Annotated in this window: 12 protein-coding genes; 9 read left to right on the top strand and 3 right to left on the bottom strand. The window is 37.8% G+C overall.

The window, feature by feature from the left end; genetic code table 11:
• Nucleotides 1-3: 3 nt before the first annotated feature.
• Both ACIFUW_RS11000 and ACIFUW_RS10995 read left to right on the top strand, forming a co-directional pair.
• Complete coding sequence (locus tag ACIFUW_RS11000) at nt 4-1,053, top strand: SIS domain-containing protein (protein ID WP_002287118.1); 1,050 nt, start codon at nt 4-6, stop codon at nt 1,051-1,053.
• 12 nt (nt 1,054-1,065) lie between these two features.
• Nucleotides 1,066-2,070, top strand: coding sequence for an SIS domain-containing protein (locus ACIFUW_RS10995; protein WP_002287119.1), 1,005 nt, complete (start codon nt 1,066-1,068; stop codon nt 2,068-2,070).
• A gap of 695 nt (nt 2,071-2,765) precedes the next feature.
• Here ACIFUW_RS10995 and ACIFUW_RS10990 read toward each other — a convergent pair.
• On the bottom strand, nt 2,766-3,953 hold the full coding sequence (locus ACIFUW_RS10990; RefSeq protein ID WP_002296840.1) for an IS256-like element IS16 family transposase: 1,188 nt from the start codon (nt 3,951-3,953) through the stop codon (nt 2,766-2,768).
• Nucleotides 3,954-4,177: 224 nt separating this feature from the next.
• Here ACIFUW_RS10990 and ACIFUW_RS10985 point away from each other — a divergent pair, with 224 nt between their 5' ends.
• The 7 genes from ACIFUW_RS10985 (at nt 4,178) to ACIFUW_RS10955 (ending at nt 12,185) form a co-directional block, all read left to right on the top strand.
• A complete protein-coding gene (locus tag ACIFUW_RS10985) occupies nt 4,178-5,197 on the top strand; it encodes an NAD(P)H-dependent glycerol-3-phosphate dehydrogenase (protein ID WP_002287121.1) in 1,020 nt (339 codons plus the stop codon).
• A 42-nt stretch (nt 5,198-5,239) separates the two neighbouring features.
• The gene (galU, locus tag ACIFUW_RS10980) at nt 5,240-6,121 is read left to right on the top strand and encodes a UTP--glucose-1-phosphate uridylyltransferase GalU (protein WP_002287122.1); all 882 of its coding nucleotides are present in this window, start codon (nt 5,240-5,242) and stop codon (nt 6,119-6,121) included.
• A 299-nt stretch (nt 6,122-6,420) separates the two neighbouring features.
• On the top strand, nt 6,421-6,798 hold the full coding sequence (locus ACIFUW_RS10975; protein ID WP_002294021.1) for a hypothetical protein: 378 nt from the start codon (nt 6,421-6,423) through the stop codon (nt 6,796-6,798).
• A 605-nt stretch (nt 6,799-7,403) separates the two neighbouring features.
• Nucleotides 7,404-8,018 (top strand): SIS domain-containing protein, encoded by a 615-nt coding sequence (locus ACIFUW_RS10970; protein ID WP_002287124.1) that lies wholly within the window; start codon nt 7,404-7,406, stop codon nt 8,016-8,018.
• Nucleotides 8,019-8,790: 772 nt separating this feature from the next.
• Nucleotides 8,791-10,530 carry a putative basic amino acid antiporter YfcC gene (gene yfcC, locus ACIFUW_RS10965; protein ID WP_002294022.1) on the top strand — a complete coding sequence of 580 codons (1,740 nt, stop codon included), beginning with the start codon at nt 8,791-8,793 and terminating at the stop codon, nt 10,528-10,530.
• A 156-nt stretch (nt 10,531-10,686) separates the two neighbouring features.
• Nucleotides 10,687-11,871 carry a beta-aspartyl-peptidase gene (gene iadA, locus ACIFUW_RS10960; protein ID WP_002287126.1) on the top strand — a complete coding sequence of 395 codons (1,185 nt, stop codon included), beginning with the start codon at nt 10,687-10,689 and terminating at the stop codon, nt 11,869-11,871.
• 110 nt (nt 11,872-11,981) lie between these two features.
• Nucleotides 11,982-12,185 (top strand): CsbD family protein, encoded by a 204-nt coding sequence (locus tag ACIFUW_RS10955; protein WP_002287127.1) that lies wholly within the window; start codon nt 11,982-11,984, stop codon nt 12,183-12,185.
• Between the two features lie 100 nt (nt 12,186-12,285).
• On the opposite strand, the gene ACIFUW_RS10950 is transcribed toward ACIFUW_RS10955, so the two are convergent.
• Together ACIFUW_RS10950 and ACIFUW_RS10945 are read right to left on the bottom strand one after the other, a co-directional pair.
• Complete coding sequence (locus ACIFUW_RS10950) at nt 12,286-12,948, bottom strand: ABC transporter ATP-binding protein (protein WP_002287128.1); 663 nt, start codon at nt 12,946-12,948, stop codon at nt 12,286-12,288.
• 12 nt (nt 12,949-12,960) lie between these two features.
• Nucleotides 12,961-14,463 (bottom strand): ABC transporter permease, encoded by a 1,503-nt coding sequence (locus ACIFUW_RS10945; protein WP_059355908.1) that lies wholly within the window; start codon nt 14,461-14,463, stop codon nt 12,961-12,963.
• Nucleotides 14,464-14,872 lie beyond the last annotated feature (409 nt).

Raw genomic sequence — 14,872 nt, 5'->3', positions numbered from 1 at the left:
AAAATGTTTACGATGCAAGATTATATCTATGAAGAAAAGGAAGTACTAAGTACGATCTTGAAAAAGAATGATTTTTCGACAAGAGAACATATGAAAAAAACAGTGAATTTACTGATCTTAGCAACGGGTTCATCTTATAACGCTTGTTTAGCAGCGAAGCCAGCATTGGAATCTTATGGTGATCTTACTGTCGATATTCAAGAACCTTTTTATTTTTTCAATTATGGAAAACTTTCTCCTTCAATCGATACTGTGATTGCTGTGTCACAAAGCGGGAAAAGTGCTTCTACTGTTGAAGCAGTAAAAATGATACAAAAACAAGGGTTACCTGTTGTTGCTATCACAAATGACGTGCAAAGTCCACTTGCTTTAGAAGCTGCACAAATTATTGATTTAGGTGCCGGGGTAGAATCAGTAGGCTTCGTTACAAAAGGCTATTCTGCGACTGTTTTACAGTTACTACTCTTAGGGATAGGAATTGGAATAAGTAAAAATAAAATCAGCAAAAAAATAGAACAAGACTACATGCAACAGTTGCGCAAAATAATCAACCATTTACCAGCGATTATTCAAAAAACGGAAGAATTTTTTGATGGATATCAAAGTTTATTTCGTTTAGCACAGCGTTTCGTCACCATTGGATATGGTCCAAACTGGGGAACAGCTAAAGAAGCAGAGACGAAATTGACTGAAACAATCCGCGTTCCGTCACAAGGATTTGAGTTAGAAGCTTATATGCACGGCCCATACCTGGAGGCAGATGCTTCGCATTTGCTATTCTTTATTGAAGGGGAAAGTGTAAATAAGGAACGTTCGCAAAAGTTGCAAAGATATATGAGTCGGTACGTTGGAGAGACTCTCACCATTACCACAAAAAAAGCAAGAAACGAGAAAACACTTGGATTAGCAATAGAATGTGATGAATATCTGTCTGTATTAGCGCTTGTCGTTCCGTTTCAACTATTCGCTTATAAAACCGCAGTAGCTAAAGGTATTGACTTGAACAAAAAGATTTTTGAAGACTTTGATACAGTCTTGAAAAGTAAATTATAAGAGGTGGAAATCATGCTGAAATTCAATGAAGAAGAACAAATCAAAGCAATAAAAGGCGCACTAGCTTTACGTCCGCAAGTAGAAGAAATCATCGATAAACTTTATGCGGAAAAATTTGACGCTGTCTATTATCTAGGAATCGGTGGAACGTATGCTTCCTCGATGCAAGCTGTCACTTATATGAATGGGAAAAGCAACTTGCCTGTCTTTGTACAGCATGCTGCAGAATATTACACTACTGGAAACAAAAGATTAACAAAAGATTCTATCGTTATTTTGTCCTCTGTTACCGGTACAACTCAAGAAGTAGTGAAAGCAGTAGAACAAATCAAGAAAGTAGGAGCGACACTGATTGGATTTATCGATAAAGCGAACAGTAAGTTGTCTCAGCTATGCGATTTTGTGGTCACTTATCCAGCTCCTGGAACAGAACAAATCAAATTTTTTATGGCAGCAGATCGATTGATGTATTTGAATGGAGAATTCGAAGCTTATTCAGAATACTATGAACAGCTCGAACGTTATTTACCAACAGGGTTAGTGGAAGCAGAGAAAAAAGCAGATGCATTTGGCTTATCATTTGCAGAAAAACATCGACGTGATAGTATGCATTATTTTATTGGAGCAGGGAATCAATGGGGAGCTGTTTATTCATATGCCATGTGTTACTGGGAAGAACAAAGCTGGCTTCCATCGAAATCTATCCATGCTGCCGAGTTTCTTCACGGGACGTTAGAGATCGTAGAAGAAACAACCCCAGTCACATTATTTTTAGGCGAAGATGAACAGAGAGTGTTATCTGAACGTGTGGCTAAACTTTTGCCAAAAATTTGCAGCAATTATACATTGATAGACACAAAAGACTATCCAGTAGAAGGTATCAGTGAAAAATATCGCGGACGTGTTTTGTCTTTCTTATTGATGCATGTAGTGACACAACGCATCGATGCTCATGTGGAGCAGTTGAACTGCCATCCATTAGAGATACGCCGCTACTATCGTCAGTTTGATTATTAGGATAGACTGGATAAAAAGAATATAAAAAATAAAGAGAGCAGCGATAACTGCTCCCTTTATTTTTTTAAAATATTGGCATCAATTACGTTATAAAACACATTTTTTGCATTATCTACAGTTCAACTTATAATCTGTTTAATGGGACATGTGGGTGCCAACCATTTTTTGTTATGCAATAGTACTATTTAGTTGTTGCATGGATCCGTAGTAAAAGTCCAAGTACAACGAGTTGCGCCAGTTTACATAGCGTTTTGTATCCAGAATGTTGACTAAAACAAAAGTTCCTATGTCAACCGTCAACAGAGACAATCTGTCCGTTGCAGGACCTGACAGATTTAGAAATGTTCAATCTGTCTCTTATGTATTTTAAATCAATACTCACTAGGAGAAGTTTCCTAACCTCCTAATAGTAATGCTGGTAGTAACATTGTCAAAACTGCTTCCTCTTAGGAACAAGCAAAGCATAACGAGTGTAAAAATAAAATGTAGACTATTGTAACATATCATTGATTATTTCAAGTAAAAAGTCAAGTCCACAATCTTGTGTAAAAGTTCAACCTCATCAAAAGCACAATGTTTTGCGTTGTGAACCTAACTGCCATGCCTTTCTTTCTGAGGAGAGAGGTCAGGAGCAGTAGCGCAGCGACTCTTGATGTCTCTCCTCAGAAAGAAGAGACTCGCACAGGTTCATGGTGCTAAATGTTATTCGAATTAAATTCTAAATATTTTCGTGGAGAAGCCAGCCACTCAGTGTCTTTTTCCATCAAAAGTGTTCCAATTATCCGAGTGATGGAATTGATATTTGGAAAAATCCGAATCACTCGTTCTCTCCGGCGAATCTCTTCGTTCAACCGTTCCAACACATTGGTTGTACGAATCCTTCGGCGGATATTTTCAGGAAAAGACAAAATTTGAATAGCATCTTCAAAGCCGTTTTCTAAAATGTCGCAAGCAGCACTTAATTTTGAATCACAACCATATTTTTCCAAGAAGTGCTCTTTTCTTTCACGTGTCAATTCAAGTTCAGAGGCTTTAAAGATACTCTTCAACTCGTCTTTTACATCAGAAGAAACTTTCTTTGGCAGCTTATCAAAAATATTTCTCAAAAAGTGGGCTTGGCATCTTTGCCAGCTCGCACCTAAAAAGTTCTTGCGAACAGCCTTAACTAACCCTTTGTGTGCATCAGAAATGACCAGTTTTACACCGAACAAACCTCGTTGAACGAACGATTGAAAAACGGTATCCCAATTATCTTCCGATTCGCCGTCTTGAACATCAAAACCAAGAATCGTACGTCGTCCATCAGAATCAATGCCGATACCAATATATACACCTTTTGAGACAATACGATGATTTTCCCTTACTTTCATATACAGGGCATCACACATGAAAAATGGATATTCCGAGCCTTCTAGGCTCCGGTTTCTCCACTCAAAAACAAATGGATCCAACTGTTTCATCAGATTTGAAACGAATGATTTAGAAACAGTCGCACCATCCGTTAGCAGTTCAACTGTTTTAGTTACTTTGCGAGTGGAGACACCAGAAATGACCATTTCAATCATGGCAGCGATCAAAGCTTTTTCGCTTCGCTGATATCTTTCAAAGATAGTAGGACTAAACTTACCGTCTCTGGTTCGTGGAACATGAAGTTCTAACGTACCAATTCGAGTTGTAAACGAACGATCGTAGTAACCATTTCTTTGTGATTGCCGTTCTTCTGAACGTTCATAGGCATTTGCCTGAATATATTGATTTCGTTGTTCTTCCATCAGCTGATTAAACATGATAGTCATAAGTGTTTTTGCGGTATCATTCGCACCGCTTTCGTTTATAATTGCTTGAATTTCTTCGCTTTCAAAAGTAAAATGTACTTGAGTCATTGATATCAGTCCTATTCGAGTATGTTTTCTGCAAAAAACATTGTACTCCTAACTGAGATCAATGGCTTTTTTGATGCTTCACTTTTACACAATTATATGGACGTAATCCAAGTAAAAACGATAAAAGAAGTAAACAAACACTTAAAAACAATGGAAATTAGTCCCAACTTTAAGAAATGTATACTATAATGGAAATTATCAATTATTTATTTGGAGGAATATCCATGAAACAAAAAATCGCAGTTCTTGGTCCTGGATCTTGGGGCACTGCTTTAGCACAAACATTGGCAGAAAACGGGCATGATGTCCGTATTTGGGGAAATGTACCTGAACAGATTGATGAAATCAATAAGTATCATACAAATCAGCATTTTTTACCTGATTTGACGATCCCAGAATCGATTATCGGATATAAAGAATTGGCAGAAGCAGTGGATAACGCAGATGCTATTTTATTTGTTGTTCCAACAAAAGCGATTCGTTCAGTCGCACAGGAACTTATTGGTAAAATGAATACTAAGCCAATCATTATACATGCAAGTAAAGGACTAGAACAAGATACGCATAAACGAATCTCAGAAGTTTTGGCTGAAGAAATTCCAGAAGAAAAAAGACAGGCAATTGTTGTATTATCTGGTCCTAGCCATGCTGAGGAAGTGGCAGTACATGATATCACAACAATTACAGCTGCAAGTATTGATCAAAAAGCAGCAGCCTATGTACAAAAACTGTTCATGAATGATTATTTCAGGATTTATACAAATAATGATGTGATTGGCGTAGAAACTGGTGCAGCACTGAAAAATATCATTGCAATTGGTGCCGGCGCTATCCATGGATTAGGATTCGGAGATGATGCAAAAGCAGCAATCATGACTCGAGGATTGGCAGAAATCAGCCGTCTTGGTGTCGCGATGGGTGCCAATCCTCTGACATTTATCGGTTTGAGTGGTGTGGGGGACTTGATCGTTACTTGTACAAGTGTTCATTCTCGCAATTGGCGTGCCGGTAACTTGTTAGGACAGGGACATAAGCTGGAAGAAGTTCTAGAAAACATGGGAATGGTCGTTGAGGGTGTGGCAACGACAAAAGCAGCAGTAGAGCTAGCTCAACAGCTAGGTGTTGAGATGCCAATTACTCAAACAATCTATAATGTTTTGTATAATGGAGAAGATATCAAAAAAGCAGCAAAAGAAATCATGTTACGTGACGGAAAAATGGAGAATGAATTTTCTCTTCGTTAAATAGATGATCAATAGTTAATCGTCGTTTAGGAGGAACAGCAAGTGAAGGTCAAAAAAGCAGTCATTCCTGCCGCTGGGCTAGGAACACGTTTTTTGCCGGCAACAAAAGCCATGGCAAAAGAAATGCTTCCAATCGTGGATAAACCAACGATCCAGTTTATTGTGGAAGAAGCATTGGATTCGGGAATCGAAGACATCTTGATCGTAACGGGAAAAGAAAAAAGACCCATTGAAGATCACTTTGATGCAAATATCGAATTGGAAAACAATTTGCGGGAAAAGGAAAAAACAGAATTACTCGCTTTAGTTGAAGAAACGACTCAAGTCAATCTTCACTTCATCCGTCAATCTCATCCAAGAGGACTGGGGGATGCCGTGCTTCAAGCAAAAGCATTTATAGGAAATGAACCGTTTGTCGTCATGCTGGGGGATGATTTGATGAAAGATGATATCCCATTGACTCAACAATTGATGATGGATTATGAAGAAACACAAGCTTCCGCTGTTGCCGTCATGCGTGTACCAGAAAATGAAACATCTAAATACGGAATTATTGATCCTAAAACAGATAGCGAAAAGGGTCGTTGCAGAGTAAAAGGGTTTGTAGAAAAACCTGAAATGGGAAAAGCACCAAGTAATTTAGCCATTATCGGACGTTATCTACTGACTCCTAAAATATTTGAGATATTAGAAACTCAAGAACCAGGAGCAGGAAACGAGATACAGCTAACGGATGCACTTCAGACTCTTAACCAGACAGAGGCGGTCTATGCGAGAGAGTTTAAAGGAAAAAGATACGACGTAGGCGATAAGTTAGGATATATGAAGACAAATATTGAATATGGACTTCAACATTCGGAAATTGGGACTTCATTAAGTGCATATATTATCCAGTTGAGTAAAAAGCTAAGAACAGAAAGTTAACTGGAAATAAGTGGCCTGCTGAGAATGAAAGGCTATTTGTTATTAAAGCGGCAGCTTGTGCGTCATTTGCGCAACTGTCGTTTTAGTTTTTTGACTCTAGATCAGTTGAGTCGTGGAAAACGAAAGATAGAAAAAGACTTTCGTGAATAGATTCAGAAAATATTATGCTAATGGTTTAATTTTTTTTTAAGTTGTATAAAAGAAAATGATTACATAAGAGAAATGAAAGCCAAGCCAGAAGATTCATAGTAGAATAAAAAGGCGAATTTTTTAATTATAAAAAAAGGTGTGTGTTCACTATGGGAAAATTAGTCGCTGTTGCACAGTCGCTGCTTGATATACTCAAGTGGCTGATGGAAGGAAGCAATTGGATATTTGTGTTGCCACTATTGCTTATTAGTCTATTTATCATGTTTCGCATGGTCAGAAAAAAAGAAACGTTTCTGATTTTTATCTGGTATGCAGCATCCGTTGGGGTTGCTACCTTGATGGTTGAATTGGCGTTAGGTAGTTGGGAAGCTTGCGTATTTGCTTTATTTTTTGCTGTACTGTATCTAATCATTTATATCCCATATATGAAAAGAAAGTCTCGGATAGGCAGAAAAGGTAGACATACAACTACTTTTTCTAGTACAGATTCTCTCGAACAAAGTAGAAGAACGAGAAGAAGACGGTAATATTTAGTAGGTATACGCAAAAAAAGATAAAATAATGGATAAACTATTGAGATGAGAGATTTATTTAATTGGTGGAAAAAAGCTTTTTTCACTTATATAAAAGAATCTTTTTTAAAGGAATGCTTGTTGTATCGGGATAAGCCATTCCTTTTTTTATGTTATTTATATATATATAAATCATACCAATGTTTTTTTGTATTTTCTTGCTTGCACTTGGATAAGAGATTACTTACAATAAATTCAGATAGAAACAGCTGAATAAAAAAAGGCTCCCTGACCCTTAGTTGGCGCTAAGAATCAGGGAATGACCAGTCACACACATACACCCTGACCGATCATTTTGCCATAGTCAATGCAGTGCATCGACCTAATTTATTGTACCTAATCTAGGGTGAAAATTCTACCCCTATGTAGATATTTTCCATGGTCTGCACGTTGTTTTATTTGCTATGTCAAGGTATTGGGCGTATTCGTTCAATGCCTTTTTTGTGTTTGAAACAGCAAAGACCACATGTGTTACTGTCTAACTACTGTTTTTTTATGTACTTCCTTAGATTAGGCAGCTGTTTCTATTCATGTCAAGTATAGCTAGGCGGGAGAGATAAATGAGTTTATGTTATTTTGACTATTATCACCAATTGGAAGAGAAATTAAGGATAGAAGAGCCGCTGATGCTTCAAGCTGGCACTTGGATCGCGAAACAAATTAATCAAGGTGGTAGATTGCAGATATATGCTAGCCGCACACTAAGTGGTGTAGCATTTGAATTTTGGGATCAAACCCCGGATCTTGTACCAAGTATATTGATTGAAAATCCAGCCGGAGGTGTCTATGAAACGCTAGAAGGTGCAGGACAGGCAATTATTGATCAGCTTTCTGTCAAATCAGAAGACATTTTTCTTCTTCTTTCGAATGAAGGAAGAAACCCGGCAATCATCGAACTAGCTCAGTGGATCAAAGAAAATGGTCATCCATTAATCATTGTTACTGGATTTGATTTGTCACGAAGTATCAAATCGCAACATAGCAGTGGTTTGCGATTATTTGAATTTGCTGATTTGGTTTTGGACAACCACGCCAATTTACATGATGCAGTCTTGACTTTGCCAAATCTAGATCCAGCGATCTGCGGAACAGCCTCTCTTGCAACGATCTTTTTGCTGCAGCAAGTTTTGTATTTTACAGCAAAACAGCTAGTCCAGGACACAAGTGGAAAATAGTTATCCACATGTTGACAAAGTTCCTTAAAAAAATAATGTTCCACATAAAAATGGAGCGTTTGAAAAAAAGAAAACGATTATTAATGAGGATTAACAACGACTACTTTTTTTGTTTTAGTTATTTTAAGATGGATCATCTTTGATTTTAAGCTTGTTTTGTTTAAAGTTTGTTATTTTTATAAGTTGTTTCACAGTTATGAGAAATGAGTTATAAGAATATGTAGTGTCAGAAAAATAAAAAGTAGTGGAAAAAGAGACAAGAAAGAATCCATATGGATTCTTTCTTGTCTCTTAATACACGTTGATGAAAGAGTCTTCCCCAAAACTCTTTACAAAGTAATTATAGTACATTTGTTATCATTATTGCAATGAAGTTTACCTGATATAACAAAATTGTCCAACAGGATACCTTTTTCTAATAGAAATAAAATACACAAAAATTGAAGGATAGATAATGGATATTTATAAGTGTTTATTATTTTTTTTGCAATGAAATTCAATTTTTCAATGATTGTAAAATGAAAAAAACAGGACGAGATTTTCTCTAATCTAAAAATAAAAAAAGAATTTTAAGGAAAAACAGAGAAATAAAATACTTAATATAAATGGAAAGAGAAAAAAATAATCATACATAGGAGAAAAAAAACAAAATAGAAAAAAGTGATTTTCTAATAAATTATTCATGTGGAAATGTCATTTTTACTGTATAATTCATTTGATTATCCATTTTTTATTCATCAAAATTACTGAAAAAAGAAAGGAAGAAATAAATTTGAAGAAAACAAATTCTTCAGGAAAACCGAAACGCGACTTCACTAAATTATCGACACCCCATACGTATGTCATTATTTTTGGTGTAGTCATCTTTGCATGGATACTGACTTTTGTCGTTCCAGCAGGAAAGTTCAGCACGCAAGATATTGAATACAAAGATGCAAATGGCGAAACAAGTACTCGTACTGTTTTACGTCAAGATTCCTTCCGTTATGCTTACGAGCTGGATAAGTCGTATGTGTTTGATCAATTAGAAGAACTGCAAGATCATCCAGCAGAACGTGAAAAACTGGATGTTCCGGAAAAAGGATTGGAAAAAGTCATTGCTGACGGAGAAAAAAATCTTACGCAGGAAAAACTAGATGAAATCTCCTTGACAGATGATGTGCTTTACGATCAGTACGGCGAAAATATCTATGATACTTCTAAAAAATTGCATAAAACAGCCAAAATATGGGGAACAGATGATTTTGGCGGCTTTGGTTTCTTAAATTTTGTTTTTGAAGGACTAGTATCTGGAGATAAGTATGGATCTGCTGTAGGGATCGCTGCATTGATCCTTGTTGTTGGAGGTGCTTTTGGTATTATTATGCGTACCGGAGCGATCGACGCAGGTATCTATGCGTTTATCAGTAAAACTAAGGGACTGGAGCGTTTAGCTTTACCGCTATTATTCTTTGCTTTTTCATTCGGTGGCGCTACATTCGGGATGGCAGAAGAGGTAATTCCATTCTCAATGGTGATGGTTCCATTTGTCATTGCGTTAGGATATGACTCGATCGTAGCAGTAACCGTGACTTATGTCGCATCTCAAGTCGGAAATGCGACCTCTTGGATGAGCCCGTTTAGCGTAGCGGTGGCTCAAGGGATTGCTGGAATCCCCGTGTTGTCTGGTGCGACATTCCGATTGATTATGTGGGTAGTTGTTACTGCATTAGCCGCTGGTTATATGATGATATATGCAGAAAAAATCCGTAAAAAACCAGAAAGTTCGTTGACTTACAAATCAGATGATTATTTCCGTTCTCATATCAAAAAGACATCTGATGAAAATAAAAAATTCATGCTTGGGCATAAATTGATCTTATTAGAGATGTTAGTTGTCCTTGTCTGGATCGTTTGGGGCGTGACTCAAAAAGGCTATTACATTCCAGAAATCGCTTCTCAATTCTTTGTGATGGGATTAGTTGCTGGAATCATTGCTGTTCTTTTCAAATTAGATGGAATGAAAGTCAATGACATCGCTTCTTCTTTCCAATCTGGTGCAGCTGATTTAGCTGGTACAGCAATCGTAGTAGGTATGGCCAAAGGGATTCTTCTTGTCTTGGGAGGATCTGATGCATCTGTTCCTTCAGCTTTGAATACGATTTTGCATGGGATCGGGACGGCGTTGACCGGTGTTCCAGCTGTCATTGGTGCTTGGGCGATGTACATCTTCCAAAGTTTGTTCAACTTGGTTGTTACATCAAATTCAGGACAAGCAGCTTTGACTATGCCAATCATGGCTCCACTGGCAGATTTAGTAGGTGTATCCAGACAAGTAGCAGTTCTTGCTTATCAGCTTGGTTCAGGTTTTATGGACGCTTTTACACCCGTATCAGCCAGCTTGATTGGTGTGCTAGGTGTTGCACGGATCGAATGGGCAAAATGGGCAAGATTCCAAATCAAGATGCAAGGATTCCTGTTTGTTTTAGGAACTATTTTCATCATGATTGCCATTGCAATAGGTCTGCAGTAGTACTGGAGACCTGTAAATAAAAAAGTAATCCAAACAGTAGATAAGGACTCCAAGAACCGTCATTTTACGGTAAAATCAAAGGAGTAAAGATCCTATCGTTTGGATTATTTTTTAAGATCCTATCATCAGTTATACTTAAAGAAAGAGGAAAAATGTATGAAAATCATTCGACAAATTGAAGTGTTTGCACCAGATTACTTAGGAAAAATGGATGTACTGATTGCCGGTGGGAAGATTTTGGCTGTAGAAGAACAGCTAGAAGGCGGCTACGAAGGAGTGGAAGTAGAAGAACTTTCAGGTGAGGGAAAAGTACTAACCCCGGGTTTCATTGACTGTCATTTCCATATTTTAGGTGGAGGAGGAGAAGGCGGTTATCAAAATCGAACGCCAGAAGTCACATTGAGCCAATTGACTACAGCTGGTGTAACGACAGTTGTCGGTTGTTTGGGAACAGACGGAGAAGGTAGAGATATGACTGCGTTGATCAGCAAAGCGAAAGGTCTGGAAGCAGAAGGAATCTCCACTTATGTATACGAAGGTTCGTACCGATTGCCGGTAAAAACAGTAACAGATTCTATCATCAAAGACTTTTTGACAATTGATAAAATTATCGGAATCGGAGAAATCGCAGTATCCGATCACCGTTCTTCTCAGCCAAGTTTTGAAGAGTTCGCTCGTGCAGTAGCAGATGCTCGTGTAGGAGGCATGTTATCCGGAAAAGCTGGGATCATCAATGTCCACTTAGGCGGAGGAAAAAGAAAGCTAGAGCTATTGACACGAATCGTAGAAGAAACAGAAATTCCGATCACACAATTTTTGCCTACTCATGCAAATCGCACACCAGAATTATTTGAAGCTTGCGTGGCATTTGCCAAACGTGGTGGCACGATTGACTTCACTGCTAGCGAAGATCCTGATTTTTGGGAGAAGACAGATGGTGAAGTTCGCTTCAGCAAAGCACTGAAACGATTGATCGAGGAAGATGTTTCTTTAGATAATTTCACGATGACCTCAGATGGACAAGGAAGCTTGCCTTATTTTGATGAAAACAATCATTTCCTAGGGTTAGGAGTAGGAAGTGCCAAGGCATTGCTAGTAGGGATCAAAGAAGCTGTGCAAAAAGAAAGTATCCCTTTGGAAATCGCCTTACGAGCTATAACCAGTAATCCAGCACGTATATTGAAATTGGATAAAAAAGGAAAAATCGAAATTGGTGCTGATGCAGATCTGTGTATCTTGGATAAAGAAACGCTTGATATTGATACAGTTATCGCTAAAGGAGAAATAATGGTCCAAGAAAAAGAAGTCAAAGTATGGGGGACTTTCGAAAAAAGTTTTTAATCAACAGCTCTAACTATCTTTTTTAGAAAACGAGCGTTCTGTTTGTCTGTATCTGTTGTTGATGTTACCCTGAAGGTAGATCAATAAACAAACTAAGAGGAGGAAGCACAATGGCAGATTTAAAAGGACGTTCTAAAGATATGAAAGATAAAGTAGTCGGTGAAGGAAAAGAAGCATACGGCAAAGCAACAGACGACAAGAGCAAAGAAACAGAAGGGAAAGCACAATCACTAGGTGCTGACATCAAAGAAAAAGCTCGAAATTTAGGCGACGAAGTCAAAGACAAGTTTTCTCGAAAAGACGAAAAAAAATAAAAACCACTTATTACTAATTGAATCAAGCAAATAAAAAATCCGAACCATATCTGCGAGACAGATATGGTTCGGATTTTTTATTTGATCATTATCCTGTTTTTTAAACTTCGATTTTTTGAAATTTTTTATTTTTTAGTTCAAAGACTTCATCACAGCTTTTTGCTACTTCAATCTCATGAGTCACGATGATAATACAGCGATTTTGTTCATGGGCGATTTCTTGGAAAAGTTTGACGATATCTTGTGAAGTTGTTTCATCTAGATTTCCAGTAGGCTCATCCGCTACGATTAGTTGATGTTCACAGCAGATAGCACGAACGATAGCGACTCGCTGCTGCTGACCTCCCGAAAGTTTGGTCACCTGTTTTTTTGCTAATATTTCATCAATTCCTACACGAGCCAGTCGATCTAAAGCAACTTGTCGATAATTCTCTTGCTTGGTCTTAGTGATTTCCATTGCTGCTATGACGTTGTCTAGAGCCGATAAATAAGGAAGCAAGTTGTAAGCTTGGAAAATAATCGAGACATCATTTTTACGATAACTTCTTAACCCGATTTTGTTCAGTGAACGATCTTGATAGTATACCTTTCCTTCTTTTGGTGCATCTAGTCCAGAAATAAGCGAAAGAAAAGTCGTTTTTCCAGAACCACTTGCTCCTAAAATAGCGTACATTTTTCCAGCTTCGAAATTCAGTTCTACATCTTTATAAAGCGCATCTTGCGGATCTTGATACCAAAATCCCAATTGTTCTGTCCGTAACATCAAATTCCTCCTTTAGTTTAATAGGATTTTTCTTGGGTTTAATCTTAATATCCCTATAGAAGCTAAAAAGACAGAAAACAGACTGATTCCAAATGCTACTCCGGCTAATAGTCCCAATTGTGCAGGTTTGACATTGATTTCCAATTCGCTGACTTGATCAGAAACAGCAAATGGATTATTCGTGGTTCCTTGTTGACCATCGCGTTGACCGCCTTGTTCTTGTCTGTTACCTGGCATTTGTCCACCGCCAGGAGCTTGCTGGTTTTGTGTCGTGGTTTCTGTCTGTTGGTCAAGTAGCTGCTGTCCCACGGCATTCGCGACGACGTTTCCGCTAAGCGAAGCAACTCCTAATGCAAGAATCATACAAATAGCCACTTCGGTAAACAATTGGAGAATGATTTTACTTCTGGATTCTCCTAAAGATAGCAAGACGCCTAACTCATGCCGACGCTCCCGAATGGTAATCATAATGATCAGAGTAAGTATGATAATACCGGCTACAGTCACTAGTAAAACAACATTTTTAGAAAAACTTGCCACGTTGTTTAAAGGTTCCAACATTGACTGATACATGGAATCATTTGATTGTAAGCTAAATGTATCTGTGTCGATCAGCTTCTCAGCTTCTTTGAGAAACTCATCCATTTTATCTGGATCAGATAGAGTGTAAATAGCAGAATCTATCGTGTTATCGTCAGATGTCCCATTTAGTTCATTTGCAAAAGTGTAAGAAGTGTAAAGTGTATTCGACGGATTCATGAAGTTGAATTTCATACCCATACTGCCGCTTGTTTCGCTGGATTCATAAATTCCTTTGATCGTCATTTCATAAGTGGTATCTTCATCTTCAGTACTCGTGATTGTGAAAGTATCTCCGACTGCCAGGTCATTTGTTTCTGCTAGAGTAGAATCAATGACTACATTGTTTGTGCCTTTGTCGCTGTCATCTATTCCTTCACCATCCGTGATTTTTGCTGTTCCATCAGAAAAATTACTATTTTGTGCAGTTGCTGACACACCACTGATTTGAAAGTCTGCTTGAGTCATTTGCGGATTCCCGCCCATTCCTCCAGCAGGTTCACCGCCTGCATCAGTAGTTTCTGAACTGTCTTCACTTGAATCAGAACTAGTGATGGCAGTTATTCCATCTTTTGCCATAGCTGAGGCGGAACTTTCAAAGGAATAACTCTTTACATTATCTAATTCAGCTATTTTTTCCGCGTCCGTTAAGGAAACTGGTGTAAGAGAAAAACTGCCTGGATCTGGACGTTCTTCAGTGGTAGAACCGCTTGAAGAAGTTTGTTCCTGTTTTTTAAATGAAGCTTCTCGATTGGCACTTAAAGTCACTGTTGCTCCAACTTCTTTTTGTGCTTGATTCGCTGCTTCTTCTGCAGCGCTTCGAATCGTGAGGCCAGCTAGCACAAAAATAAGAATGGCTGTGAACACGGCAAACAATAACAATGAACGTCCCCATTTTACTTTTGTACTTTTCCATGCACGTTTCATAAAATTCATATTTTGCATCCCTCCTAGTAGATGCATTTGATAATAGACAACCTATCTTAAAGCTAGCTTAAATCTTATGCTGTTTGCACACCATCAACATGAGGTTCTGTATATATAAAAAGTCACTATAGTTATTGCAAAAAATGTGGTAAAATGAAAAAAGTATGTTTCAAACCGACGAAGAAGAAATGAAAGAGGAATAGCAAAAGAAATCCTAGATGCTACAGAGGGATTTTTACGTGCATAGTTGTTCTAACAATTGCTGATACTAGCGATTTAGTTTATTTGTTGTATAATAATGGGGAACAGCTGAATACTTATATAAGTATTCTGGCTATAGCGTTTCGCAAAAGATCCATTTTGTTAATGAAGTATATCCAAAATAAAATGCCCATCCAACTGTCAGAACGCGGATGTG

It is taken from the genome of Enterococcus sp. PLH-Efm8, assembly GCF_053011625.1.
This window is presented reverse-complemented; position numbering and strand designations above follow the sequence as displayed.